Annotated in this window: 28 protein-coding genes; 10 read left to right on the top strand and 18 right to left on the bottom strand. The window is 58.0% G+C overall.

Annotation, left to right across the window (positions count from 1 at the left end; all coding sequences use genetic code 11):
* Window positions 1-135: 135 nt before the first annotated feature.
* The gene (locus tag ADH66_RS02690) at window positions 136-321 is read left to right on the top strand and encodes a hypothetical protein (protein WP_066535986.1); all 186 of its coding nucleotides are present in this window, start codon (window positions 136-138) and stop codon (window positions 319-321) included.
* Window positions 322-465: 144 nt separating this feature from the next.
* On the opposite strand, the gene ADH66_RS02685 is transcribed toward ADH66_RS02690, so the two are convergent.
* The 11 genes from ADH66_RS02685 to ADH66_RS02635 form a co-directional block, all read right to left on the bottom strand.
* A complete protein-coding gene (locus ADH66_RS02685) occupies window positions 466-1,380 on the bottom strand; it encodes a YitT family protein (protein ID WP_066535989.1) in 915 nt (304 codons plus the stop codon).
* A gap of 97 nt (window positions 1,381-1,477) precedes the next feature.
* Window positions 1,478-1,879, bottom strand: coding sequence for a Mini-ribonuclease 3 (locus tag ADH66_RS02680; protein WP_084384275.1), 402 nt, complete (start codon window positions 1,877-1,879; stop codon window positions 1,478-1,480).
* 14 nt (window positions 1,880-1,893) lie between these two features.
* Window positions 1,894-3,165 carry a GTPase ObgE gene (obgE, locus tag ADH66_RS02675; RefSeq protein ID WP_066535992.1) on the bottom strand — a complete coding sequence of 424 codons (1,272 nt, stop codon included), beginning with the start codon at window positions 3,163-3,165 and terminating at the stop codon, window positions 1,894-1,896.
* A 3-nt stretch (window positions 3,166-3,168) separates the two neighbouring features.
* Entirely contained in the window at window positions 3,169-3,684 is a 516-nt protein-coding gene (locus ADH66_RS02670) for a GNAT family N-acetyltransferase (protein ID WP_066535994.1), read from the bottom strand.
* Between the two features lies 1 nt (window position 3,685).
* Window positions 3,686-4,387: an alpha/beta fold hydrolase gene (locus ADH66_RS02665; protein WP_330397677.1), complete on the bottom strand. Its 702-nt coding sequence runs from the start codon at window positions 4,385-4,387 to the stop codon at window positions 3,686-3,688.
* Window positions 4,388-5,191 carry a P-loop NTPase family protein gene (locus ADH66_RS02660; protein WP_066535996.1) on the bottom strand — a complete coding sequence of 268 codons (804 nt, stop codon included), beginning with the start codon at window positions 5,189-5,191 and terminating at the stop codon, window positions 4,388-4,390. It lies immediately after the preceding gene.
* On the bottom strand, window positions 5,188-5,799 hold the full coding sequence (locus tag ADH66_RS02655) for a DUF1349 domain-containing protein (protein ID WP_066535998.1): 612 nt from the start codon (window positions 5,797-5,799) through the stop codon (window positions 5,188-5,190). Before ADH66_RS02655 ends, ADH66_RS02660 begins: the two co-directional genes overlap by 4 nt.
* 71 nt (window positions 5,800-5,870) lie before the next feature.
* Window positions 5,871-6,149: a 50S ribosomal protein L27 gene (gene rpmA, locus ADH66_RS02650; protein WP_066536004.1), complete on the bottom strand. Its 279-nt coding sequence runs from the start codon at window positions 6,147-6,149 to the stop codon at window positions 5,871-5,873.
* Between the two features lie 38 nt (window positions 6,150-6,187).
* Window positions 6,188-6,505, bottom strand: a complete 318-nt coding sequence (locus ADH66_RS02645; RefSeq protein WP_066536007.1) for a ribosomal-processing cysteine protease Prp — start codon at window positions 6,503-6,505, stop codon at window positions 6,188-6,190.
* Window positions 6,505-6,813 carry a 50S ribosomal protein L21 gene (gene rplU, locus ADH66_RS02640; protein WP_066536014.1) on the bottom strand — a complete coding sequence of 103 codons (309 nt, stop codon included), beginning with the start codon at window positions 6,811-6,813 and terminating at the stop codon, window positions 6,505-6,507. Before rplU ends, ADH66_RS02645 begins: the two co-directional genes overlap by 1 nt.
* Before the next feature lie 139 nt (window positions 6,814-6,952).
* Window positions 6,953-7,180, bottom strand: a complete 228-nt coding sequence (locus ADH66_RS02635; protein WP_084384276.1) for a helix-turn-helix transcriptional regulator — start codon at window positions 7,178-7,180, stop codon at window positions 6,953-6,955.
* Between the two features lie 152 nt (window positions 7,181-7,332).
* Between ADH66_RS02635 and ADH66_RS02630 the strand changes: the two genes are divergently transcribed.
* Window positions 7,333-7,533 carry a hypothetical protein gene (locus tag ADH66_RS02630; protein ID WP_066536016.1) on the top strand — a complete coding sequence of 67 codons (201 nt, stop codon included), beginning with the start codon at window positions 7,333-7,335 and terminating at the stop codon, window positions 7,531-7,533.
* Between the two features lie 30 nt (window positions 7,534-7,563).
* On the opposite strand, the gene ADH66_RS02625 is transcribed toward ADH66_RS02630, so the two are convergent.
* Window positions 7,564-9,144 carry a DUF4091 domain-containing protein gene (locus ADH66_RS02625; RefSeq protein ID WP_236757163.1) on the bottom strand — a complete coding sequence of 527 codons (1,581 nt, stop codon included), beginning with the start codon at window positions 9,142-9,144 and terminating at the stop codon, window positions 7,564-7,566.
* 26 nt (window positions 9,145-9,170) lie between these two features.
* Window positions 9,171-11,168, bottom strand: coding sequence for a DUF5054 domain-containing protein (locus ADH66_RS02620; protein WP_066536021.1), 1,998 nt, complete (start codon window positions 11,166-11,168; stop codon window positions 9,171-9,173).
* Window positions 11,169-11,321: 153 nt separating this feature from the next.
* On the opposite strand from ADH66_RS02620, the gene ADH66_RS02615 reads away from it, so the two are divergent.
* The 3 genes from ADH66_RS02615 (at window position 11,322) to ADH66_RS02605 (ending at window position 13,473) form a co-directional block, all read left to right on the top strand.
* Window positions 11,322-12,014 (top strand): hypothetical protein, encoded by a 693-nt coding sequence (locus ADH66_RS02615; protein WP_066536023.1) that lies wholly within the window; start codon window positions 11,322-11,324, stop codon window positions 12,012-12,014.
* A gap of 22 nt (window positions 12,015-12,036) precedes the next feature.
* Complete coding sequence (locus ADH66_RS02610; RefSeq protein WP_066536025.1) at window positions 12,037-12,651, top strand: hypothetical protein; 615 nt, start codon at window positions 12,037-12,039, stop codon at window positions 12,649-12,651.
* Window positions 12,652-12,735: 84 nt separating this feature from the next.
* Window positions 12,736-13,473, top strand: coding sequence for a TraX family protein (locus ADH66_RS02605; RefSeq protein WP_066536030.1), 738 nt, complete (start codon window positions 12,736-12,738; stop codon window positions 13,471-13,473).
* Window positions 13,474-13,510: 37 nt separating this feature from the next.
* Here the strand turns inward: ADH66_RS02605 and ADH66_RS02600 are convergent, their stop codons facing one another.
* The 5 genes from ADH66_RS02600 to ADH66_RS02580 form a co-directional block, all read right to left on the bottom strand.
* Complete coding sequence (locus tag ADH66_RS02600; RefSeq protein ID WP_066536033.1) at window positions 13,511-13,927, bottom strand: YjdF family protein; 417 nt, start codon at window positions 13,925-13,927, stop codon at window positions 13,511-13,513.
* 167 nt (window positions 13,928-14,094) lie between these two features.
* Window positions 14,095-14,838, bottom strand: coding sequence for a YebC/PmpR family DNA-binding transcriptional regulator (locus ADH66_RS02595; RefSeq protein WP_066536035.1), 744 nt, complete (start codon window positions 14,836-14,838; stop codon window positions 14,095-14,097).
* Window positions 14,839-14,879: 41 nt separating this feature from the next.
* On the bottom strand, window positions 14,880-15,467 hold the full coding sequence (locus ADH66_RS02590; protein ID WP_066536038.1) for a flavodoxin family protein: 588 nt from the start codon (window positions 15,465-15,467) through the stop codon (window positions 14,880-14,882).
* 63 nt (window positions 15,468-15,530) lie between these two features.
* The gene (locus ADH66_RS02585) at window positions 15,531-16,031 is read right to left on the bottom strand and encodes an NUDIX hydrolase (RefSeq protein ID WP_066536040.1); all 501 of its coding nucleotides are present in this window, start codon (window positions 16,029-16,031) and stop codon (window positions 15,531-15,533) included.
* A gap of 44 nt (window positions 16,032-16,075) precedes the next feature.
* The gene (locus ADH66_RS02580) at window positions 16,076-16,645 is read right to left on the bottom strand and encodes a manganese efflux pump MntP (protein WP_066536042.1); all 570 of its coding nucleotides are present in this window, start codon (window positions 16,643-16,645) and stop codon (window positions 16,076-16,078) included.
* 90 nt (window positions 16,646-16,735) lie between these two features.
* Here ADH66_RS02580 and ADH66_RS02575 point away from each other — a divergent pair, with 90 nt between their 5' ends.
* The 5 genes from ADH66_RS02575 to ADH66_RS02555 all read left to right on the top strand — a co-directional run bounded on the left by ADH66_RS02575 (window position 16,736) and on the right by ADH66_RS02555 (window position 22,997).
* On the top strand, window positions 16,736-17,803 hold the full coding sequence (locus ADH66_RS02575; RefSeq protein ID WP_066536043.1) for a branched-chain amino acid aminotransferase: 1,068 nt from the start codon (window positions 16,736-16,738) through the stop codon (window positions 17,801-17,803).
* 9 nt (window positions 17,804-17,812) lie between these two features.
* Window positions 17,813-18,544 carry an AAA family ATPase gene (locus ADH66_RS02570; protein ID WP_066536045.1) on the top strand — a complete coding sequence of 244 codons (732 nt, stop codon included), beginning with the start codon at window positions 17,813-17,815 and terminating at the stop codon, window positions 18,542-18,544.
* A gap of 31 nt (window positions 18,545-18,575) precedes the next feature.
* Window positions 18,576-19,073, top strand: coding sequence for a hypothetical protein (locus tag ADH66_RS02565; RefSeq protein ID WP_066536048.1), 498 nt, complete (start codon window positions 18,576-18,578; stop codon window positions 19,071-19,073).
* Window positions 19,074-19,231: 158 nt separating this feature from the next.
* On the top strand, window positions 19,232-20,773 hold the full coding sequence (malQ, locus tag ADH66_RS02560; protein ID WP_066541687.1) for a 4-alpha-glucanotransferase: 1,542 nt from the start codon (window positions 19,232-19,234) through the stop codon (window positions 20,771-20,773).
* A complete protein-coding gene (locus ADH66_RS02555) occupies window positions 20,724-22,997 on the top strand; it encodes a glycogen/starch/alpha-glucan phosphorylase (RefSeq protein WP_066536051.1) in 2,274 nt (757 codons plus the stop codon). Before malQ ends, ADH66_RS02555 begins: the two co-directional genes overlap by 50 nt.
* Window positions 22,998-23,055 lie beyond the last annotated feature (58 nt).

Raw genomic sequence — 23,055 nt, 5'->3', positions numbered from 1 at the left:
TTTCCCTGCACCCTGCGCATAATCCCGCCCAACCTGTCTACAATACCTTTTGGAAGACGTCCACACCGCCCAAAAAATCAGGGCCTTGTGGAGGGCTTCAGCTTCGTCATCATTGCAGGAAAGGAAGTCATTGTTATGAGCAGCAATCAGAACAATCAGAACCAGAACCAGCAGAGGAATAACTCCCAGAACCAGCAGAATCAGAACAACCAGAACAGCCGCTCTCAGAATTCTCAGAACAAGCAGAACTCTCAGAGCCAGAACCAGAAGTCCAAGAACCAGAAATCCAGCTATGAGCAGGAGCAGGACGAGCTGTACTAACTTGTCTGCCTTGTCTGCGGGCGAAGGTCCGGCTTACAGCCGGACCTTTGCTTTTTCGAGCTTCGCTCTCAGCGCAGACCTTGGGGCGCTGCCCCAAACCCTGCAAGGGGAGCATAACTCCCCTTGACCCCTTCACGCTTCGCGCTACTTTTTCTTTATTTCGCCCAGCAGCTCTTTCAGCGACTTATCGTCCGGGCGCATGGGCCTGAAGCCCTCGCCGGTTATCTGGCCCGCGTCCCCCACGATCACAAAGGCGTCCTTGTCCTCCTCCCTGATTATGGCCTGTATCTGGTAGACCTCGAACCGGCGCACCACGCAGAGCATGGTCTCGCCAGACTCGTTGCTGTAGCCCCCGTGGCTGTCAAGGTAGGTCACCGTTCGGTCCAGCTCCTCAATGACCCGTTTTCCCATCTCCCGCACCCTGGGGCTCATAACATAGAAAAGCTTTCCTGTGCCCAGGTCCGTGCCGTAGAGTATTTTGTCGATCACGCTGGTGCTGATGAAGATGGCGATACAGGCGTACATGGCGTTTTCAATGCTGCCGAAGACCACCGCCGACAGGGCTACTATCACGCCGTCCAGGGCCAACATCAGCTTGCCCATGGACATATGGGGCAGACGGCGCTCCAGGAGCCTTGCCACCATATCGGTGCCCCCAGTGGTAGCGCCCCGGATAAAGGTCAGCGACAGCCCCAGGCCCTCGCACACCCCGGAGAACACCGCCACCAGTATGGGGTTTCCGCTGTACACGGGCATGAAGCCGGTGAAAAGGTCGATGAACAGGGACGACAGCACAATGGCCGCCATGGTCCGCACCACCAGCTTATAGCCTATGTCCACCACGGCCCACAGGATTATGGGGATATTGATGAAAAAGCTCATAAGACCTATGGGCGTTCCGAACATAAAGTTCAGCATGGTACAAAGGCCCGTCACCCCGCCCGGGGCTATATTGTTTGGCGCGGTCAGGGCGGTGACCGCCGTGGCGTACACAGCGGCTCCCGCCGTTATAAACAAAACATCCAGAAAAATATCCTTTTGCCTGGCTATATGAGCCATGCTTACCCTCTCCCTTCAGAATAATAGTTAACGCAGTTCAAACGAGGTAAACACTTCTTTTGAACCAGGCGGCGCAGCCACCAATGCGTTTACTATATTAGCCCAGTACCTCCACCGCCAGGAGAAAGAGCTCTCTGGCCCTGTCTATGTCACCTATAAGGTACAGCCAGCCGAACAGCGCCTCCAGGGCCGTTGCGCCGTGATAGTCGGCTATATCCGCGTTTTTGGGCACATGGCCCACATGGGCGTTGCGCCCTCTTAAAGCTATCTCCCGCTCCTCCTGGGACAGGCCCTCCCAAAGTCCCGCCAGAGCCCTTGACTGGGCCTTGCAGCAGACCAGGGCCGTCTTGCGGACGTGGAGCTTTTTCACAGGGCTTGGCCCCTCCTGCAAAAGGTATTCTCTTGCCAAAAGGTCGTACACTCCGTCGCCCACAAACGCCAGGTCCAGAGCGCTCATGCGCCGCATATCAGGGCAGGGGGCTTTCAGTAATGTGTCCAAATTAAAGCCGCCCCCTAATCCACAAAGTCAAATTCCAGCCCGTAGATGTCCACGGTGTCCCCCTCGCCGCAGCCGGCCTCTCTCAGAGCGTCTATCACCCCGGTATCAATGAGCACCCGCTGGAAATACTGTAGGGACTCGCTGTCGTCAAAGTCTACCGTGCGCATTATCCGCAGCAGCCACTGGGCCTCCACAGAGAACACGCCATCCTCCTCTGTGACCGTCACCGCGCCCCGGTCCAGTTCCTCCAGGGGCCGCAGTTCCACCGGGTCGGGCTCGTACCGTAAAATAGGCGGGAGCTTTGAGAGCTCCGCCGTTATCGCGTCCAAAAGCGGGTCCACCTGCTCGTTTATGGGAGCTATCATGGGGAAAAAGCGGTAGCCAAGGCCCTCTATGAAGCTTCTGAACTCCTCTATCTGCCCGGGCTCCGCCAAGTCGCACTTGTTCCCGGCCACCAGCATGGGCCGCTCGGAGAGCTCTGGGTTAAACCGTTTAAGCTCACGGTTTATGGTTTCAAAGTCCTCTTTGGGGTCCCGGCCCTCGCTGCCGGACACGTCCACTATATGCACGAGAATACGGCACCGTTCCACGTGCCGCAGGAACTGGTGCCCAAGGCCCTTGCCCTCCCAAGCCCCCTCTATGAGCCCGGGGATGTCCGCCATCACAAAGGAGAGGCCCTCCCCCCGGCGTACCACCCCCAGCACCGGGGTCAGGGTGGTGAAGTGGTAGTTGGCGATATTGGGCTTTGCCTCAGACACCACAGAGATTAAAGTGGACTTGCCCACGTTGGGAAAGCCCACCAGGCCCACGTCCGCCAGAAGCTTCAGCTCCAGCTGTACCTCCAGCTCCTGTCCGGGCAGGCCGGGCTTCGCGAAGCGTGGGGCCTGCCGGGTGGGGGTGGCAAAGTGGGTGTTCCCCCAGCCGCCACGGCCGCCTCTGGCTATCACCTGGGGCTCGCCGTCCCAGATGTCCGCGATTATCCGGCCCGTTTCGGCCTCCTTCACAAGGGTCCCTATGGGCACCCTCACCACCAGATCCTGAGCCGACTTTCCGGCACACCTGCCGCCCCGGCCGTTCTCCCCCCGGGGCGCAAGATACTTGCGCTTGTACCGAAAGTCCGCCAGGGTGGAGAGGTTGCTGTCTCCCTGGAACACCACGCTGCCGCCGCGCCCGCCGTCCCCGCCGTCGGGGCCGCCCGCCGCCACGTACTTTTCCCGGTGGAAGGACACCGCGCCGTCCCCGCCGTCCCCGGCCTTGATATATATTTTTGCCATGTCTATAAACATAATTTACCTCCTGGCGCGTATATGGTAGGTCCGAAGCATCAGCTCCTTGCCGGACTCTGTTATGACCCTCTGGAGCCTGCCTCTTTCGTGGGGAAATTTCTCCACAAGACATATACTGGGCGCGTTCCTCTCGTCGGCCTCATAGATATAGTATTCGTACCGCCGAAACCCATCAAGATACCCAAGGGTCCCCTCAAGTACCTCTTTTCCGTACCCTTGCCCCTGGGCGGAGCCCTTCAGCCATATTCCCAACTCCGGGGCCTTTTCCCTAAGCCCAAAGACCTCTGCGCTGCCCAGGAATTCCCCCTTGTGGCCGAGTATCGCAAGCTCCAGCATATCCCCCCGCTCCATGTCCGCTATGAACCCGGAGAGCACCTGTTGGGCTGTCTCCGGGTCAGGGAAGGGGTCAGGGTACTGATATCTTGTGACCTCGGGGGTGAAATTTTGGTGGTAGGCTTCAAGCCATTGGAGGGTGAAGGGGGTTATTGTTAGTCTTTCGGTGGTTATCTGTAGTTTCATCTCAGCAGTTCTCCTCAATTTCTTTCAAAAACTCCCCCACCGCCACATTGAACCTCTCCGGCTTCTTCCCGGCAATAAAGTGGTCCCCCTCTATTATTGACAGCTTCGCCCCCGGGATACTCCTTGCTATCAGCCGGGTGTGGCTCTCCTTCACCATGTCCCGGGTGCCGGCTAACACCAGCGTGGGGGCTCTTATGGCTCCCAGCTCCTCCGGCTTTATATTGGGCTCGTTGACCATGAGCCCCAGAAGCTCCATATGGCGCTTCGCCTCCGCTGACCTTTTGGCGAAATTTTTTGTGAGCCTATAGCCCAGCTCGATGGGCACCTGCACACTGCGCTTTATCCCGGAGGGGTCCAGGTTGCCGCCGTTCAGTACCAGCGCCCGCACCCTCTCGGGGCAGTTGAGGGCGAACCGCATGGCGATATTTGCGCCGTCAGAGAAACCCAGGATAATAGCCCGCCGGAGCCCCAGGCCGTCCATAAAGCCCGCCAAATCTTCGGCAAACTGGGCGATGGTAAAGGGCGCGTCCCCTCTGGGGGACCTGCCATGGCCCCGGGTGTCTACGGCTATCACCCTGTAACTTTCGGAGAAAAACTCTATCTGGCTCTTAAAATACGAGCCGTCCTCGCCGTTGCCGTGCAGGAGGACAAGGGGATTGCCAGCGCCCTTTTCTTCATAGTGCAGCGCTATCTCCATAGCCATTTAAAAGCTCCTGGGGCGCACCCCGATGAAGGAGCATATCCTTGTGTTCCACTCCTGCCGAGGACCCTCAAGGACCAGGCGGTTAATGCCAAGCCTCTCCAGTATTTCCAGCTCCCTGCGCTGGCGCTCCTCAAGGCAGGCGATGTACCCCTCAAAGCCCTTCGCGCCTATGCTTTCGCCGTATGCGCCGTTTACGTGGTAGCCGATAACGGACTCCAGCCAGCCCGGGCGCTCCTCCGAGACCGCCCGGACGCTCTCCGCAATATTATCGCTTTTCAGATATATCACCGCAGGGTCCATAGGCGCGATTATCTCCGCTATTTTTTCGATATATTCCAGGGACTGCTCCATGGAAAAGTTGAACCGCATCATGGTCTCGCACATGGGGTTCTGTAGGAGAACGGCGTTGAAAACATAGAGCATATGCTCCTCGGCGCTCTCTGTAAAGCACCTCCACTTGTCCAGCATCAGGGGCATCTCCGCCTCCCAGGGCAGGGAGTCATATATCTTATAGGGTATGAGCCGCTGAAGGGCCGCACCGCCCAGCTTTGAGAGAGGGACAACATAGCCGTCCAGCCTTGGCTCTGACCGTGAGCGTATCATCTCCCGAAGCCCCGGCGGGAAGGAGGCCAGCTGCCCGCCGGTGACATAGGCGCTCTGCTCATAGTCGGCGGGGTGCTCCCCGGTGCCCTCGTCCACGCAGAGCACCCTCCTGCCCATGGCCGAAAGCCTCTCCGCCATATATTTCGCCGTGGTACTCTTGCCCGAGCAGGGTAGTCCCTCTACAATAAATAGTCTTGTCATGATTTACGCCCCTCCGGCGGCTGGCCCTCATGGGCCGGCCATTTGCACTCCGACACTTTCATATTTGTGAACACCGCTTTAAAGCTGGAATTCTCCGGCGAGCAGGCATATATCCCGAAACGTATCCTGCCCCCGCCCTTCTGCATATGGCATATGCGCATCTGCTCAAAGCTGGTCCCGTCCCGGGAGCACTCTATCTTGTAGTCGTCCTCCCGGCGGCTGAGCCTATACCACATGGACTTTACGCTAGCGGGTATCGCCGTGGTGGCCCAGTCGGAGAAGCCGCCGTTTGTAACCACGCTGCCCAGGTGGGAGAACTCCTCATTCTCGTACTCCGCCGAGGCCTTCAGCCAGTTCTCACTGTCCAGGTACATGACAACGCCGCACTGGTCAAAGCGGTGGCCGCTGTCCATAAAGTCCGTCTTCACCGTGAAGCTGAAATACTTTTCATCGGTCTCCGTCTGGAGTACCGGGGCGTTGTCATTTTGAAAATGGTAGTAGGTCCTCTGCCACAGGTCTGTATAGGGCCTTGTGACTATCTCTATCCTCTTGTCATTTATAGTAAAGCTCTCCGGCTTTCTGGTCCACTGGAACTTCGTCAAATCCACAGTATTCCTCCCCCCTATTACAAAAAAGCCCCTTCACCGCGAAGAGGCTTTTTCTACCTTCAGAACCCTGCTTACTCGGCGTAGACGCTGACCTTCTTGCGGTCCGCGCCCATGCGCTCGAAGCGCACCTTGCCGTCCACCATGGCGAACAGGGTGTCGTCCTTGCCCCTGCCCACGTTGGTGCCGGGATGGATCTTGGTGCCGCGCTGCTTGACAAGGATGTTCCCCGCCAGCACGAACTGGCCGTCGGCGCGCTTTACGCCCAGGCGCTTAGACTCGGAGTCGCGGCCGTTCTTTGTGGAGCCCATGCCCTTTTTATGGGCGAAAAGCTGGATATTGATTTTCAGCATAATAAAAGCCTTCCTTTCGATTATTGTTATAGATGCTCTCAAATTTCCATATAGCTCACCCGGATATCCTCCGGATACTGTTCCTCAAGCCCTGTAAGGTGCAGCCTGAGCCCCAGGAGCACCGTCCGGCACTTTGGCACGTCCTCCGGCGAGAGCCGCAGAAGCATATCCCCTTCTTCAGCCGTCAGCTCCCTTGGAACCGCGCCCATCACATCGGTGACGGTATTTGCCACAAGGTACGCCGCAGAGGAAACCGCCGCGCACACTATGTCCGTGCCGGCCGCTCCACCGGCGTGGCCGGTGATATGAAAGCCCAGCAGGCCTCCGGTGTGGGTGAGGAAACCCACTTCGATCATCAGGCCTTCACGGCCTCGATCTGTATCTTGGTATAGGGCTGGCGATGACCCATCTTCCGCTTGGAGTTCTTCTTGGGCTTATAGGTGAAGACGGTTATCTTCTTTGCCTTGCCGTTCTTTACCACTTTACCGGTAACCGTGGCGCCCTCCACATAGGGCGCGCCCACCTTGGGCTCCCCCTCGCCGAAGACAGCCACCACCGGGAACTCAACGGTGCTGTTCTCCTCTGCGTCCAGTTTCTCCACATAGATAACGTCGCCGTACTGAACCTTGTACTGCTTACCGCCTGTCTCGATCACTGCAAACATTTCTTATCCTGCCTTTATTATAGTCTCGCTACTCTCGGGCGGACGCTCTTTAAGCGCCGCTTTAAAAGCCCGCAGTATGCGGCTTATATAATATAGCACGAAACGCCGGGAAAGTCAAGGGAAATTTGCGGACTCCCGTCTAGTCCCGGAAGTCAAAAAGTTCTTTTGGCTTGATGCCGAAAACCTCGCACATCTTGAAGATAAGATCCATGGACACGCCCACGTTGCCAAGCTCTATGGAGCTGATATGGCTTCTGTCAATGTCCAGAAGTTCCGCCAGCTGCAGCTGGGTCATGCGCTTCATTTTGCGGTAGTACACCACGTTCAGCCCGAACCGCTCGTACATGCCCTTGTATTCCTGTTTCACGCAATCACCTCCCCCATTGATTTTAGGGTAGGTGGAGCACATAATAAACCTTGTGTAAGTAACATATTGTTATTGACACAAACAAAATTATGTGCTATCATGTCGTCAGTGGCCGAAGCGGCTCAGATTTCCTCGAAAGGAGACGCAACCCCATGGGACTCTTCACAAAACTAAAAGGCTTCATAAAGGCTCCCGGCTCCGAGCGCCGGCAGATAATTGAGTGCTATATGGCCGAGTTCCGCCGCTATGACGACGGGCATCTCAGGCAGATACACCGCACAGCTGTCTCTGAGGAGGTCAAAAGGGCTGCGGTCTCCGTGCTCCGAGAGAGGGGCAGCGGTATTGACGAATAGAAGCCCCCGGCAGCTCCGGGGGCTTCTTCTTTAAATATTCGCCTTTATCTCCTCGTTCACCCGTCTGCGCACCTCCAAAAGCCCCGCCTCGTCCGGGTAGCTTTTAAACGTCATTTCCCCGACAAGCTCCGTGACCCGCTCCCGGCCCACAAGACCCTCAAGGGCATAAAGGGCACAGTAGTCACACATGGCCTCGTCCATGAGCAGGAGCCGCTGGGACTCCTCCGGCCTGCCCTCCGGGCCGGGGTAGACGAGGAAGGGGTCGCCGGAGGGGAAGGCCCCGCCCGCGTCGGTGACGCGGTAGGGATCAATCTGGTAGAGAGACACCTGAGAGTTATAGAAGTTATAGCCCCACTGCAAAAACCCCGCAAGCTCATACTTATAGAGCAGAGCCCCAAGTATCCGGGTCCGAGACCCGGGCTGGACAATGAAGCGGTTGGGCACGTCCACCGCCTGGCCGGTGCAGTAGTAACCCCAGAGCTTTTCCGGCCGGCCCGCTAGGAACTTCTCCAGGTGGTCTATGGCGCAGACCGGCTGCTGTACAAGGCCCATATCATAGTAGGTGCGTTCTGACAGCGCGTCCATCATATTATAGCCCGCCAGCTCCTCCTTCACGCCCTCAAAGGCCCGCTTATAGCTGTCCATATGCTCTAAAGAGGGCTCGTCGGAGATGTGGAAATAGGTGCGCCCGCTTATACCTAACTCCTCAAGCACCGGCTTCAGAGCCCGCAAAAACTGCCTTAGAAAGCCGGTATACTCCTCCCCGCCGCCGTCGGTGTCCCAGCCGAAGAGCTGCCTGTACTCGCCCTTCTCCGTGCCCATGACCTTGGGCGCGGCCTTTGCCCCCCACTGGCTGAAAAGGTGGGATATCTCGATATACTCAATGCCCCGGTCCAGGGCCAGCTTCACCCAGCGCCGGAAATTTTCAAAGCCGAACCTATATCCCTCGCCCATAACCTCAACGTCCACAAGCTGGACGGTGCGGCGCTGGCCGCCTACAGCCGTATCTAAGGGCGGGGTGAACACCGGGGTCAGAAGCATATTGCACCTATGCTCCGCCGCCGTTTCCACAAAGTTCCCCACTATCTCCCACCAGCGCTCTGAGAAGACCTCCGCGCCGTAGTAGTCCGCCAGGCAGTCGCTGTGAAACCACTCGGTATGGGGTATGGGCAGCTTCGGCAGCTCCATATCCAGTATCTCCACTGGGGCGCTCTCCTCACAGAGCACGCCCTCCTCTCCCACTATCCTTACAGTTACCGGGTATTTTCCGGCCGTGATACCTTCTGTCTTAACGTCCAGCCAGACGCTCCTCCACTGGCCCGCTACCAGTGGTATGCCAAACCGCTTTGGCTCCCTGAGAAGATCCGGGTAAAGTCCCGGCTCTGTGGCCAGATACCCCTCGTCGTGCCAGGGGTGGCAGGGGTATTCGCAGGGCACTAAGCCCACCTCCCGCACCCGCACAGGGAGCTTTGACTCCACCTCCACCTTGCCCCAGGCTCTATAGGGCCCCTCCCAGCGGTAGGCCAGCTGAAACGACAGGCTCTCGCCCCTAAGGGCGCAAAGCTCCCCCAGGACCGGGCCGGGCTCTCTCGTGGGAAAAACCTTGCACATTGAAGTGACTAATCTGCCGGAAATACTCATTTTCTGCCCCCGTTTATGCTTATTTTGAACTCAAATCTTGCGTTTTCCCCATACCACAGGGGGAAATTAGTACCCCAGCGGTTATTGTGAAGAAGATACCACATGCCGTCCTCCGGCCTGCCGTACTCCTCGTTTTCATCGTATAGGTGCCGGCCACCCACGCTCAGAAGGGGCGCGTGCAGGCTCTTGACCGTGCCGCTGCCGCCCTCTACTACAGGCGAAGCGTGGAGCTTGCGGTTGCCGCCCTCCCGGACGTTATAGGGATCTATGGGCAAGCTCAGCTTCTCAAGGCGCACAGGCTCCCCCTTTCCATAGCCCAAGCCGAAGCCGAAGAACAGCCCCTCGGGTATTCTGCTCTCGTCCTTATCAAACCACCGAAGCTCTACATCAATATTCTCCCCGAAGGTGTACGCCACCGTCACGGCCCGCGGCGCGCCGTACCTTTCGGCGGCACGCTCCGGGGCCTTCAGCCACAGCCGCAGTGTATTATCCTCCCGCTCCACGCCCTGGAGTTCGTAGGCAAAGGCCTCGTCCCGAAGCTCCTCCACCCTGTCAAGGCCGGGCTTTGAGAAGTCCCCCTCGGCCCAGACCCGGGTGTGCTCCAGATCTCGGTTGTACTTCTCAAGGTTGTCAAACACCGTCCTGGCGCTGTAGACCTCGTATACCAGCCTGCCCAGCCAGTTTCCGCCTGCCTTCACCGTTCCGTCATTATCCACTTCCACCTTGTACCCGCTAATTTCAAAGCTCCTCTCCGAAGTGGGCTCCGCGCACACACCAGGGCCTGCGGGGCGAAGGGTTTCGAGCCTCTCTATGGCCCTGCGCCGCCACTTCTCCGGCAGTGCCGTGACAGCCTCACGGATATACCCCCTCTGCTCCAGCCAAGACTCCTCCATAAGCTTATAGGAGCATAGCCCCTGGACAAAGGTGGGCTCGTTATGCAGGGTGAACTCCCGAAGGAGCTCCCCGGCGGGCATCACGTCTTCGGCGGTAATATGGTCCCGCTCCCGGGCCTTATAGAAGTCCTGCTTCTCCCAGTTTTTCCAGTCCGAGAGCCAGCGCTTCACGTCCCGGCCCCAGGAGTGCTCGCATACCATCAGAAGGCCCCCGCAGAAGTCCCGCCACGCCGGGGAAGCCACAGCCTTAGGCTCCTCCCGCTCCCACTGGTCCCGCAGGCGCAGAAGCTCGTAATAGGCGGCGGTCTTATACGGGTCGGTGGCCACGCCGTGTATCCAGGTGTCCCCCAGCTCCTCGGTGACTACCGGCAGCTCGTCTATGCGTTCCAGCACCACCTCTGCGAACTGGTCCATGGTCCCGGAGGCTATCTCCGCCCCGGGGTACTTCTCCCGGAGACGCTCCATCTCGGCGGCCACACTCTCCGGCGAAGGAGGGCCGCTGTTATCTGGGGTGTGGGCGAACTCCAGGGCATACTCCCCACAGACACTGGAGGCGCCATAAAGAGCCGCGTAATCCAGAATTATCTCGTCGTCTCCATAGCGCAGCCGGCAAAGAGGCGGCAGCTTCACAAGCTTGGAGGAGCCGTTTATGCCGATATGCAGGTACTTTATCCCGGCTTTCGCAAGATATGGAACCATGGCGTGAGTGTGGCTGGGCACGTCGGTCATCTTGGCTGCTATGGTGCGCCGGCCAAAGCGTTCGTCAAGCCTTTTAGATATGCTCAGACCATACTCGAAGAGCTTACCGTCCATCAGCTCCGTATGGGTGGTAAGGGGCAGACCGTGCCAGGCTATAAAGCCGTTCTTGATGGCCTCTGCCAGCATTTCGGGGTCGCTGCCCTCCTTTAAGTAGCGCTCAATAAGGTATGAGCCCACGGTCCAGACAAAGTTCCTTTTGCCGTCTTTGTTGCACTCCCGGGCGGTCCTTACGGCCCCGGGTATGAAGGTTTCCAGATATTTATGCAGGACGTTTTCGGCGGAATCGGTGAAGCCAATGTCCAGGTGTGTCTTATGTACTACGATGACTTTTTTAATGCTCATTGCGGCTATTCCCCCTTGTGGGTTATTTCAGGTTACCACGATTATATCCGCTGGCTGTGGGCTTGTCAAGACAAAAGAAAATCGGGGCTTGCATATTTATATACGCGGGTATATAATATTTTCGCAATATACAAAATTGAGAGGACTGGTATTATGAACGAGGCTCTCCGGCAGTGGCTGGACGCTGAGATGAAGGACTATGCCCCCAGGTTCAAGGCCTTTAACCGGCGGCTGATGAAACGGGTGCCCCTATGGATGGCTTTAAGCGTCGCCGCTATGGTGGCGCTGGGCTTCGGCGTTGGGTACGAGTGGCAGTACGTCATGAAGGTGCACCTGCTTATAGGCGTAGGCTTCGCGCTGTTTATCTGGCTGTGCTTCTGGATACAGACCCGCAGCACCTCTATGAAAAAGGTCCGGCAGATGTACGAGCAGACGCTTTCAAAGCTCTCGCCCTCCGACCAGGAGGCCCTTGCAAAGCAGGCTCCAACAGGCCGGGCGGACTTTACAAACGGCACCACGGACAAATACCCCGCAAGGCTCATTATAGGCCCGGAATTCTGGATATACTTCCGGGACAGCTGCCATGTGTTCCGGGTCTCGGACATGGAAAGCCTGAAGGTCATAGAGGAGACCGGCCGGATAGGCTATAATATGGGCAGCACCCGGGTGCGCCAGACCATAGGCATGGGGGTGTCCATCGTTGTCGGCTATAGAGACGGCACCGCCTTTGCCTCAAGCTATCCCAACGCGAAGGTGTATATGGAGAACATGAAGCAGATAGGAGAGGCCCAGGCCCTTATTGAAAAATTCTGCCCCAAGGCGAAAAGCCTATGGGGTGAAAAATAGAACTTAGAGGAGAGAAAAAGCTATGAGGAACGTACTTAAAATTATCTGCCTTCTGCTGGCGCTGGTCCTGCTGCTCCCCGCCTGTTCGGGGGAGAGCGGCAGCAGCAGCGAGAAGGAGCAGGAGAAGCTGCTGCCCATTAAGATCAACGGCACAGAAATACGTGTGGGCGAGACCACCGTGCAGACCCTTCTGGACCAGGGCATGAACGTAGGCTGGGTGGACGAGAATTACGAGCGGGTGGACGTGGACCCCGATATGGAGCTGGAACCCAATTCCTACTATACCGGCGGCAGCATCAATGTTAATGAGAACATCTTCGCCCAGATATCCTTTGTCACCGAGGAGGAGGCCATACCTCTGGGTGAAGCCGTGATAGCCCGGCTCGAGTTCTATATGCACAGCGAGGACGATCCGGCGGTACTCTCGAAGATAGAGTTCGACGGGGTCCCTGTGACGGAGCTCACCCGGGAGAAGGCCGGGGAGATGTACCCCGACTGGACCGGGGACGAGGTGATGTGGCTGAAATACGGCCTTGAATATAAGTACGATCTAAATTTTGACATGACCTCGGGGCAGATGACAAAGTTTACCGTGGAGCGGGAGTACGACGTGGACTGGAGCGGGGACCAGTCTTAAGACTTTCTTAAGAAAATATACATTGACAGGCGATGTATCTCTAAGATATAATTAAGGGCAGCTTACAGTAAAGGAGCTGCCCTTATGTCATATGCCGCCCGCAAAGGGCTCAATCGAAACCAGATAAAGTATGTCGCCATAATCGCCATGCTCATCGACCATATCGCCTGGGGAGTTGTGGACCCGATTCACCCCCTTCTCGGCCAGATAATGCACTTTATCGGGCGTTTTACCGGCCCGACCATGGCTTTCTTCGTGGGCCAGGGCTACATATACACCCGGGACGTGAAAAAATACCAGCTGCGCCTGGGACTCTGCGCCCTGGCGTCCTGGGGGCCGTTCATCTACTTTGAGTTCGGCTATTTCCCCTTCCTCCACCCCACCATACCCTTTGCCTTCAACATCGTCCAGGGCGTGACCTACACCCTTTTCCTGGGCCTTACGGCCATAAGGGTCTGGGAGAGCCAAAGGCTTAAAAAGCCGGTGAAGGTGCTGTGCGTAATCGGGCTCTGCATACTGTCTCTGCCCGGGGACTGGCCGGTGATGGACGTGTTGGGTGTGCTGTTCGTGCACGTGTACCGGGAGCGGCCCCGGGCCATGTGGACAGCCTATGGCCTTACGTTCCTGCTGCCCTGCGTGGGCATGGCCCTGGCGGGGGGACTTGCAAACAACTGGTTCCACCTGGGGGTGCTGCTGCCCATACTCGCGCTTCGGTTTTTATATAACGGACAGGGCGGGAGCAGGAGGCCAGTGCATAAGTGGTTCTTCTATGTGTTCTATCCGGCGCACTTATTGGCGCTGGGGCTCCTTCGGTGGACATGACGAGGTAAAGGGACCGTGCCTTTTGGCACGGTCCCTTTTAATGTCCTCTATGCTTCTCCCGGCGCTTTTCCTGCCGGAGCTCAAACTGCCGGTCTCTCCCGGCCTCCCGCCGTTCTCTGCGAAGCTCCCGGCGTTGGTCTTTGGCTGTCTCCTGCTGGAGCTTTAACGCCTGCTGAGACTTTGTCCCAATACCCGGGGCCCGCAGCTCCTTTCCGGCGCTGCGCTGCCTGCGTTTGGGGCTGCCTGCGGCGCGCTTTGCCGGGGCCCCCACCGCCGGGCTGAAGCTCAGCCGGTGGTAGTTCTTTAGGATAAACTCCCATACCTCGCCGTCCTTCGGCTCAGCCCCGAAGGTGACCTTGCACACGGTCAGCTTTCCCTCTGACACGCGCTCGAAAACGCCGACCCAAAAGGGCCCCTCGAAGAACACCGTCAGCTTTACGCTCTCCTCGTCCATAACCTTCCCTCCTAAGAATTGCCAAGGACAGGGAACGGACGACCCGGAGGGGAGGGTTACTTACCTCGTTTGATAAACGAGACGGCCGGGCTACCTACCGGCTCTGGCACAGTCCCCAAAGGGGGAGGCGCGTTGCGTTTTTATCTCTGCCGTTTATTTAGTTTTGCTTACTCCTCGTCGTCCTCCGGCGCTTCCCAGTTGTGCCAGACGTTCTGCACGTCGTCGTTGTCCTCCAAGAGGTCCAGCATCTTCTGCATCTTTATGACGGTCTCCTCGTCGGTGATGGCCGTATAGGTGTCGGGCACCATCTCCACCTCGGCGGAGACGAACTCATAGCCCTTCTTCTCCAGGTCCTCCCGGACGCCGCTGAAGTCCGCGGGCTCGGTGGATATCTCGAACACGTCCTCGTCCGCGGCGAAGTCCGAGGCTCCGGCTTCAAGGGCGTCGGCCATGACGGTATCCTCGTCCAATCCCTCGCGCTCCACCACGATAACGCCCTTCTCCTTGAACATGAAGCTGACGCAGCCGGTGGTGCCCAGGTTCCCGCCGTACTTGTCGAAGGCGTGGCGCACGTCGGCGGCGGTGCGGTTGCGGTTGTCGGTAAGGGTCTCTACGATGACCGCCACCCCGCTGGGGCCGTAGCCCTCGTAGGTGATGTTCTCATAGTTGTCGGCGTTGCCGTCGCCCATAGCCCGCTTGATTATGCGGTCGATGTTGTCGTTGGGCACATTGGCCGCCTTAGCCTTTGCTATGCAGTCCCGAAGCCGGGAGTTAGCCGCCGGGTCGCCGCTGCCGCCCTCTTTAACGGCTACGGCCAGCTCGCGGCCTATCTTAGTGAAGACCTTGGCCTTCGCGCCGTCGGCCTTCTCCTTCTTGCGCTTGATGTTGTTCCATTTTGAATGTCCAGACATATTAAAACCGCCTTACTGTTTTAAGTTTTCTTCTTATTTTATCATGGTTCCTTGAGGATTTCAAGAGCCAGCGCCCGGGCTTTTTGCTGGGCCGGGCCCAGGTTCCTGCGGCCCAGGTCCGTGCCGTCCCAGACGGCGCAGCCGGTCAAAGTGGTGTTCATGACGCTGAAGGCCCGCTGGAGCTGGTGGGCAGTAACCTCTAAGGGGAAGTCCTCCTCCCGGCCCATGGTCAAGAGCAGCACCGCGTCCCTGTGCTTCTTTATGGGCTGGCGGAGCCCCAGGGAGAACCTCGCCTCAAAATACCGCTGGGTCCTGTCCAGAATAGCCTTCATGGGCGAGGGGAAGGAGTCGTTATATACCGGCGAGGCCACCACCAGGAGGTCGCATTTTCTAAGCTCCTTGTCGAACTTGTCCAGGTCGTCATATGTACACTTCTCCTTCTTGGCGCAGGCCCGGCAGCCCGTACAGGGATGGGCGTTAAGCTCATAGGCGTTCACCTCGGCGGTTCTCCAGTCCACCCGGTCCTTGAACTCCTCCATAAAGCTGTCCAGCAGCCTCCTTGTGCTGCCGTGGGGGTTCGGGGAGCAGAACAGCACCAGCATATGCTTCTTCTGGTCGAAAAGGTTCATGTTTCTCCCTCCTTGCCGTAAAATTCAGAGCAGAGCTTATTTTAGCACAAACTCCCATGCCGGTCAAGGCTTCCGCTCCAGAATATATCCCAAAGTCCCCACCATCTCCCCGCTTTCCAGCATACGCCCTATCTCTGTAACGTCCGCCCAGCGGGTATCGCACACTTCGCCCTCGGCAGCGGTCAAGTCCGCTTCGCCCTCAAAGGGGAACTCCCATACGTCAAGAATATCCCCGAAACGCTTGCCGTCCACCCAGTCGCGGACCCTTGAGAACAGCAGCTTACCCTCTTTCGGGGGCAGGTCTATACCCAGCTCCTCCCTAACTTCCCGAAGGGCCCCCTCAAGACTGTCCTCAGAGAGGAGCACCGAGCCGCCGGTGGTCTCCCACATGAGCGGAAAGGTGGGCCTGTCCGCCGAGCGCTGTGAGATAAGGTACCGGCCCTCTGGGTTTTTCAGCCAGATGTGTACTACCAGGTGGAACAGGCCCTCCGGCAGTTCCTCGCCCCGGGTGTGGGAGCGGCCGGTCTTTACTCTGTCTTTTGTGTATAGGTCCCATTTTTCCATAAGAATACTCCTTTCTGTAATTCACCTTTAGAACTCCTCCCGCCCTAGAAGTTTATGACCCCTAAATGCTCCAGCAATATTTTTGTGCCCATAAGTATCAGTATTGCCCCTCCGGCAATCTCCGCCCGAGCCTTGTACTTTGCCCCGAAAACACTGCCCACCTTAACGCCCACCGCTGACAGCGTGAAGGTGACTGCTCCTATGAACCCGGCTGCGGCGGTGATGTTCACATCCAGAAACGCAAACCCGACCCCCACCGCCAGCGCGTCTATGCTGGTGGCTAGGGCTAAAAGCACCATAGTCTTCGGGGCCAGCGACGCGTCGCCGTCCTCGTCCTCTTCGCCGGAGAGGGCTTCTCTGAGCATATTGCCGCCTATCACTGCTAAAAGCCCAAAGGCGATCCAGTGGTCCACTGCGGTGATGGCCTCCCGGAACTGTACGCCCACCAGGTACCCCAGCACCGGCATCAGCGCCTGGAACCCGCCAAACCATAGGCCCACGAGCCCCATGCTTTTGGGGTCCGCACGGCGCATTGCAAGGCCCTTGCATATGGACACCGCGAAGGCGTCCATGGAAAGGCCCACGGCTATCAAAAACAGCTCAAACATATCCATAGTATTTCCCTGCCTTTTTTCCTTGCATTTTTCTACATAGGGTATTATAATATGTTACATCAATAAAGTAAAGAGAGAAGGTCGTCAAGCATGCAGAATATCAAGCTCCAGCGCACCACAGCGCCAAAGGAAAAGCCCAACGAGGACAAGCTGGGCTTCGGCCAGATTTTCACCGACCATATGTACATAATGGACTACGACGAGGGACGGGGATGGCACGACCCCCGAATCGTCCCCTATGGGCCCCTGAGCCTGGATCCCTCGGCCATGGTGTTCCACTATGCCCAGGAGATGTTCGAGGGGCTCAAGGCCTACCACACCGGGGACGGCCGGGTATTGCTCTTTAGGCCCGACAGGAACGCCCAGAGGGCCGAGAATTCCTGCAAGCGCCTTTGCATCCCGCCGGTGCCCCAGGAGGACTTTATCAACGCCATCAAGACCGTGGTGAGCGTGGACAGGGACTGGATACCCACAAAGCCCGGCACCTCCCTGTATATCCGCCCCTTTATCATCGCCACAGACAACCACTTGGGCGTGCACCCGTCGCTCTCCTATAAATTCCTCGTTATACTCTCCCCCTCCGGGGCCTACTACGCCAGCGGCCTGGACCCGGTAAAGATATGGATAGAGGACGACTATGTGCGCGCCGTGCGCGGGGGCATAGGCGAGGCCAAGGCCGGCGGCAACTACGCCGCGAGCCTTAAAGCCCAGGAGAAGTCCGACGCGGAGGGGTATGCCCAGGTGCTCTGGCTGGACGGCGTGGAGCGCAAGTATATCGAGGAGGTGGGCTCCATGAACATCTTCTTTAAGATTGCCGGAAAAGTTGTCACCCCTAAGCTCAACGGCAGCATCCTGCCCGGCGTAACCAGGGCCAGCTGCCTGGACCTTTGCCGCCACTGGGGCTTAGAGGTGGAGGAGCGCCGCATAAGCGTGGAGGAGCTGGTCTCGGCCGCCCGGGACGGCTCTTTGGATGAGTGCTTCGGCAGCGGCACCGCCGCCGTCATCTCCCCGGTGGGCGTGTTACGCTTTGGGGACGAGGTGATGGAGATCTCCGGGGGCGGCATAGGGCCCTTGAGCCAGCGGCTTTATGACACGGTGACCGGGATACAGACCGGGCGGATAGAGGACGAGTTCGGTTGGACGGTCGAGGTGAAGTGAGGCGGCAAAATGGACGGCCTGTTCATAAACGGCCTTGAAATAGACGCGGGCCGGCTGGGTCCGGAGAGCTATGTAAGGGATATCCCCGCTGTCAGCGGTCTTGACGGGCTGCGGTTCACAAAGCCCGTCACCCTTTTCGCTGGGGAGAACGGCAGCGGCAAATCCACTCTGCTGGAGGCCATGGCTGTGGCGGCGGGGTTTAACCCGGAGGGGGGCACGAAAAATTACAGCTTCTCCACCCGCGACAGCCACTCTGAGCTATGCGGGGCCATGCGGCTCATAAGGGGCTGGCAGAGGCCCGGCTGGGGGTACTTTCTTCGGGCCGAGAGCTTCTACAACGTGGCCACCCAGGAGGAGCTTTACGCCCGGGAGGGCCGCGTCCCCTCGGCCGGCCTGCATGAGCGCTCCCATGGGGAGAGCTTTCTGACCGTGGCGCAGAGCCACCTCCGGCCGCAGAGCCTATACTTTCTGGACGAGCCCGAGGCCGCGCTGTCCCCACAGCGCCAGCTTACACTGCTTTTAGACATACACTCCTGCGCCGCAGAGGGCTCCCAGTTCTTTATCGTCACCCACTCGCCTATTCTGCTGGGGTTTCCCGGCGCGGAGATACTCAGCTTTGACGGCGGCCAGGTGCACCCCCTCGCCTATGAGGAGACGGACAGCTTCCAGGTGACGAAGATGTTTATAGAACGCCGGGAGCAGGTGCTGAAGGAGCTGCTCGGCACAGGACCGGCCATATAGAACGTACCGATTATAAATGAGGTGACCTGCAATGGACATCACATTCCAAAAGCTCCTCTCCCTGGGCCTTGACCTGGAGCGGGTGGGGCTTATGCAGCGCGAAGATAACGAGGGTTACTTCTGCACCCCCAGGGACGCTTTCCTCCTGGGCTGGGCGGGAGTGGACGGCATACATTACTGCCAGGCGCTGGGCCTGGACGAGACCGTGTTCGTGGTGGACCCAATGGCCGGCGACGACCCTGTGCACCCCATAGCCCGCAGCGTCACCGATATGCTCCGGCTGCTGCTGGCCTGCGGTGACATGGCGGCCCCGGCTCAGGCCCATATGTTTGACAGCAAGCAGAGCTTCGGGGAGTTTCTTATTAAATGCAGGCCCGACTCTGAGACCCGGGAGGTTCTGGAGGCCATAGGGCGCGGGCTTGATATAACGCCCATGCCCCTGCCCTACAAGTACCTAAAAGAGCTGCAAGACTCCTTTGATATGAGCGCAGTGCCTTATACTGAAGAATACTATGAGGGTATAGGTTAGTGGGAAAGGCCTTTGGGCCTTTCTCTTTTTGTAAAAATTTCCCCTAACCGCCAAAATATATGGAAAAATCCGGCGGGATATGCTATACTATTACTTAAATACATCGTCCCACTCCTGGGGAGATACGGAGGAAACTTATGCCAACACAAGAAAAATGGATGAAGCGGCGGGCCGGCATACTGCTGCCGGTGAGCAGCCTGCCGTCAAAGTACGGTATCGGCAGCCTTGGAAAGGCCGCCCGGGACTGGGTGGATTTCCTGGCCCGGGCGAAGCAGGGCTTCTGGCAGGTGCTGCCCATGGGGCCCACGGGCTTTGGCAACAGCCCTTATCAGAGCTTCTCGGCCTTTGCGGGTGAACCCATCTACATCGACCTGGACCTTCTCGTGGAGGACGGGCTTATCAATGGCAAGAAGCTGAAAAAATCCGGCTGGGGCGAGGACCCTGGCCGGGTGGACTATGACGCGGTGCGTAAGGCCCGGGAGCCCCTTCTGCGCAAGGCCTTCGATAACTTCAAAAAGGACAAGGCCCTCTCCCGCTTCAGGAACCAGAACGCCGCCTGGATAGAGGACTACGCCCTCTTTATGGCCCTGAAATCGGCCCACGAGGGACGGCCCTGGTACCAGTGGGAGGAGGATATCCGCCTTAGAAAACCCGCCGCCATGAAGAGGGCAAAAAAGGAGCTGGAGGGGGAGATAAGCTATCACGTCTTCACCCAGTACCTTTTCTTCGGGCAGTGGGAGAAGGTTAAGAAGTACGCCAACAAGAAGGGCGTCTCCATTATCGGCGACACGCCCATATACGTGTCCGGGGACAGCTCGGACGTTTGGGCCAACCCCGGTCAGTTCCAGCTGGACGCAGACAACAACCCCACGGTGGTGGCCGGGTGCCCGCCGGACGCGTTCTCTGAGGACGGCCAGCTCTGGGGCAACCCCATATACCGCTGGGACCTGATGAAGAAGGAGGGCTACTCCTGGTGGATAGAGTGCATAAAGGCGAAGCTTAGTATGTTCGACGTGCTGCGCATCGACCACTTTAGGGGCTTTGAGAGCTACTGGGCCATGCCCTACGGGGACGAGACCGCCCGGGGCGGCAAGTGGGTGAAGGGCCCGGGGTACGACTTTATCTCCGCCATAAACAAGGCCGTGCCCGGCGCGCCCATTATCGCCGAGGACCTGGGATATTTGACCCCGGCGGTGAAGACACTGTTAAAGAGGAGCACCTATCCGGGAATGAAGGTGCTGCACTTCGCCTTTACTTCATGGGAGGACAGCAGCTATCTGCCCCATAACTACGGCACCCACTGTGTGGTATATACCGGCACCCATGATAACGACACAACCCTTGGCTGGATACGCCACGCCCCGGAGGGGGACCTGGAGATGGCAAAGGACTATCTGGGCTTTACGGACGAGGAGCAGGGGGTCTGGTGCTTTATCCGCGCGGCCCTCACAAGCGTTGGGGATTTGGCTGTAGTGCCCATGCAGGACTATCTTGTGCTGGGCTCCGAAGCCCGCATGAACGCCCCCTCTACCGTCAGCCCCATGAACTGGAGCTGGCGCATGGAGAAGGGCGCGAACACTAAAGAGCTTGCAGAAAAAATTGCCCGGCTGACAATTATAACCGCAAGGGCGGAAATGGAGGAACCTAAGAATGATAAAAAACGAACTGGAAAAAAGGCTAAACGGAAAAAGTCTGAGTGAGGCGGAGAACGGCGAAATTTACGCCGCGCTTCTGGAGCTGACAAAGGAAAAGCTGGCGGCGGCTCCGCGCATAGCGGGGGACAGGAAGCTCTACTATGTATCGGCGGAGTTCCTTGTGGGCAAGCTGCTGTCCAATAACCTCATAAATCTGGGGTTGTTCGACGAGGTCCGAGAGGCCCTTGAAGATGCCGGGAAGTCCCTTTCGGAGATAGAGGAGATAGAGCCGGAGCCCTCTCTTGGCAACGGCGGCCTTGGCAGGCTTGCGGCCTGCTATCTGGATTCTGCGGCGACGCTTGACCTGCCAGCGGACGGCGTGGGACTGCTGTATCACTTCGGGCTCTTCCGTCAGAGCTTCTGGGACCATAAGCAATATGAGAAGCCCGACCGCTGGCTGCCCGCAGAGAGCGGCCCAGAGTGCTGGGCGGAGAAAACGGACGTGAGCTTCACGGTACCCTTCCTGGGAGGCGCGGTGAAGTCGGTGATGTACGACGTGACCGTGTCCGGCTATGAGGGCGGGACCAACCGGCTGCACCTGTTCGACCTTGAGACGGTAGATGAAAGCCTTGTGAAGGACGGTATTGACTTTGACAAGACAGATATAGCGAAGAACCTGACCCTGTTCCTGTACCCCGACGACAGCGACGACAACGGACGGCTTTTGCGGGTGTACCAGCAGTATTTCATGGTGAGCAACGCGGCCCAGCTTATTATAAAGGAGCTCGCAGGGAAGGGGTATGCCCTTCGGGATCTGCACAAGCACGCGGTGGTACAGATAAACGACACCCACCCGTCCATGATAATCCCGGAGCTCATAAGGCTCATGCTAAAGGACGGCATACACATGGACGAGGCCATCTCCCTTGTGTCCAAGACCTGCGCGTATACCAACCACACCATACTGGCCGAGGCCTTGGAGAAGTGGCCCCTGCACTACCTGGAGAAGGCCGTGCCGGAGCTGGTGCCCATAATCAAAGAGCTTGACCGACGGGTGCGGGCGAAGTTTGACGACGAAAAGCTGGCAATTATTGATGAGCACAACCTGGTGCATATGGCCAATATGGATATACACTATGGCTTCTCGGTGAACGGCGTGGCGGCCCTGCACACGGACATTTTGAAGGAGGCAGAGCTCAAGTGCTTTGCAGAGGTGTACCCGGAGAAGTTTAACAATAAGACCAACGGGGTGACCTTCCGGCGGTGGCTGATGCACTGCGACCCGGAACTGAGCGCTTTTATTACCAGGAAGATAGGGGACGGCTGGAAGAAGAACGCGGACGAGCTGGAAAAGCTCCTGGCGTTCAAGGACGACCCCGAAGCCCTTGAGGAACTCCTTAAGATAAAGGGACAGAAGAAGGAGCAGCTCTGCCAGTATATGAAGGAGCGGGCCGGGGTGGAGCTGGACCCGGAGTCCATCTTCGACATACAGATAAAGCGGCTGCACGAGTATAAGCGGCAGCAGATGAACGCGCTGTATATTATCTGGAAGTATAAGCAGATAAAGGCAGGGCATAAGCCCGCAAGAAAGCTTACCCTGCTCTTTGGGGCAAAGGCGGCCCCGGCGTATATCATCGCAAAGGACATTATACACCTGATACTGTGCCTGTCTGATTTGATTGCCAATGACCCCGAGGTTTCGCCCTGGCTTGAGGTGCGCATGGTGGAAAACTACAACGTCACCTGGGCAGAGAAGCTGATACCTGCCTGCGATATCTCCGAGCAGATATCCCTGGCCTCTAAGGAGGCCAGCGGCACCGGGAACATGAAGTTCATGCTAAACGGCGCGGTGACCCTGGGCACAGAGGACGGGGCCAATGTGGAGATACACGAGCTGGTGGGAGACGAGAATATCTGCATATTCGGCAAGTCCAGCGAGGAGGTCCTTGAGCTCTATAAGGAGGGCGAGGGGCGGTACAGCCCAGCGGCCTACTATCCCTGCGACCCGGAGATAGAGGAGCTTTTGGACTTTATCATCAGCCCCGCGCTTATGCGTATGGGGGACCCGGAGAACCTGGGGCGGCTTTATCGGGATATGAGCCGGAAGGACTGGTTCATGGCGCTGCTGGATACGAAGGAGTATATCGCGGCCAAGGAGCGGCTGCTCTCTGAGTATGAGGACCGGCAGGCCTGGGCGAAGAAGATGTTGGTGAACGTGGCAAAGGCTGGGTTCTTCTCCAGCGACAGGGCAATCGCCCAATATAACGAGGACGTGTGGCACCTGAAATAACCGGCGCGCAGCGGGAAGGGGTCCAGGGGAGCAGGCTCCCTTGGCAGGGTGTGGGGCG

Origin of the sequence: Acutalibacter muris, from assembly GCF_002201475.1 — a bacterium.
GTDB classification, from domain to species: domain Bacteria; phylum Bacillota; class Clostridia; order Oscillospirales; family Acutalibacteraceae; genus Acutalibacter; species Acutalibacter muris.
The sequence above is the reverse complement of the archived record's forward strand: the minus strand, read 5'-3'. Positions and strand labels throughout refer to the sequence as shown.

What these genes read in the sequence shown, in the direction of transcription:
- ADH66_RS02600 (WP_066536033.1), bottom strand. Translation starts at nt 13,927, where the DNA reads ATGGACGAGGAGAGCGTAAAGCTGACGGTGTTCTTCGAGGGGCCCTTT.
- ADH66_RS02620 (WP_066536021.1), bottom strand. Translation starts at nt 11,168, where the DNA reads ATGAGCATTAAAAAAGTCATCGTAGTACATAAGACACACCTGGACATT.
- ADH66_RS02555 (WP_066536051.1), top strand. Translation starts at nt 20,724, where the DNA reads ATGATAAAAAACGAACTGGAAAAAAGGCTAAACGGAAAAAGTCTGAGT.
- ADH66_RS02685 (WP_066535989.1), bottom strand. Translation starts at nt 1,380, where the DNA reads ATGGCTCATATAGCCAGGCAAAAGGATATTTTTCTGGATGTTTTGTTT.
- ADH66_RS02660 (WP_066535996.1), bottom strand. Translation starts at nt 5,191, where the DNA reads ATGACAAGACTATTTATTGTAGAGGGACTACCCTGCTCGGGCAAGAGT.
- ADH66_RS02580 (WP_066536042.1), bottom strand. Translation starts at nt 16,645, where the DNA reads ATGGATATGTTTGAGCTGTTTTTGATAGCCGTGGGCCTTTCCATGGAC.
- obgE (WP_066535992.1), bottom strand. Translation starts at nt 3,165, where the DNA reads ATGTTTATAGACATGGCAAAAATATATATCAAGGCCGGGGACGGCGGG.
- ADH66_RS02575 (WP_066536043.1), top strand. Translation starts at nt 16,736, where the DNA reads ATGCAGAATATCAAGCTCCAGCGCACCACAGCGCCAAAGGAAAAGCCC.
- ADH66_RS02645 (WP_066536007.1), bottom strand. Translation starts at nt 6,505, where the DNA reads ATGATCGAAGTGGGTTTCCTCACCCACACCGGAGGCCTGCTGGGCTTT.
- ADH66_RS02630 (WP_066536016.1), top strand. Translation starts at nt 7,333, where the DNA reads ATGGGACTCTTCACAAAACTAAAAGGCTTCATAAAGGCTCCCGGCTCC.
- ADH66_RS02610 (WP_066536025.1), top strand. Translation starts at nt 12,037, where the DNA reads ATGAGGAACGTACTTAAAATTATCTGCCTTCTGCTGGCGCTGGTCCTG.
- ADH66_RS02590 (WP_066536038.1), bottom strand. Translation starts at nt 15,467, where the DNA reads ATGAACCTTTTCGACCAGAAGAAGCATATGCTGGTGCTGTTCTGCTCC.
- ADH66_RS02670 (WP_066535994.1), bottom strand. Translation starts at nt 3,684, where the DNA reads ATGAAACTACAGATAACCACCGAAAGACTAACAATAACCCCCTTCACC.
- rplU (WP_066536014.1), bottom strand. Translation starts at nt 6,813, where the DNA reads ATGTTTGCAGTGATCGAGACAGGCGGTAAGCAGTACAAGGTTCAGTAC.
- ADH66_RS02605 (WP_066536030.1), top strand. Translation starts at nt 12,736, where the DNA reads ATGTCATATGCCGCCCGCAAAGGGCTCAATCGAAACCAGATAAAGTAT.
- rpmA (WP_066536004.1), bottom strand. Translation starts at nt 6,149, where the DNA reads ATGCTGAAAATCAATATCCAGCTTTTCGCCCATAAAAAGGGCATGGGC.
- ADH66_RS02615 (WP_066536023.1), top strand. Translation starts at nt 11,322, where the DNA reads ATGAACGAGGCTCTCCGGCAGTGGCTGGACGCTGAGATGAAGGACTAT.
- ADH66_RS02595 (WP_066536035.1), bottom strand. Translation starts at nt 14,838, where the DNA reads ATGTCTGGACATTCAAAATGGAACAACATCAAGCGCAAGAAGGAGAAG.
- malQ (WP_066541687.1), top strand. Translation starts at nt 19,232, where the DNA reads ATGAAGCGGCGGGCCGGCATACTGCTGCCGGTGAGCAGCCTGCCGTCA.
- ADH66_RS02570 (WP_066536045.1), top strand. Translation starts at nt 17,813, where the DNA reads ATGGACGGCCTGTTCATAAACGGCCTTGAAATAGACGCGGGCCGGCTG.
- ADH66_RS02625 (WP_236757163.1), bottom strand. Translation starts at nt 9,144, where the DNA reads ATGTGCAAGGTTTTTCCCACGAGAGAGCCCGGCCCGGTCCTGGGGGAG.
- ADH66_RS02585 (WP_066536040.1), bottom strand. Translation starts at nt 16,031, where the DNA reads ATGGAAAAATGGGACCTATACACAAAAGACAGAGTAAAGACCGGCCGC.
- ADH66_RS02690 (WP_066535986.1), top strand. Translation starts at nt 136, where the DNA reads ATGAGCAGCAATCAGAACAATCAGAACCAGAACCAGCAGAGGAATAAC.
- ADH66_RS02565 (WP_066536048.1), top strand. Translation starts at nt 18,576, where the DNA reads ATGGACATCACATTCCAAAAGCTCCTCTCCCTGGGCCTTGACCTGGAG.
- ADH66_RS02665 (WP_330397677.1), bottom strand. Translation starts at nt 4,387, where the DNA reads ATGGCTATGGAGATAGCGCTGCACTATGAAGAAAAGGGCGCTGGCAAT.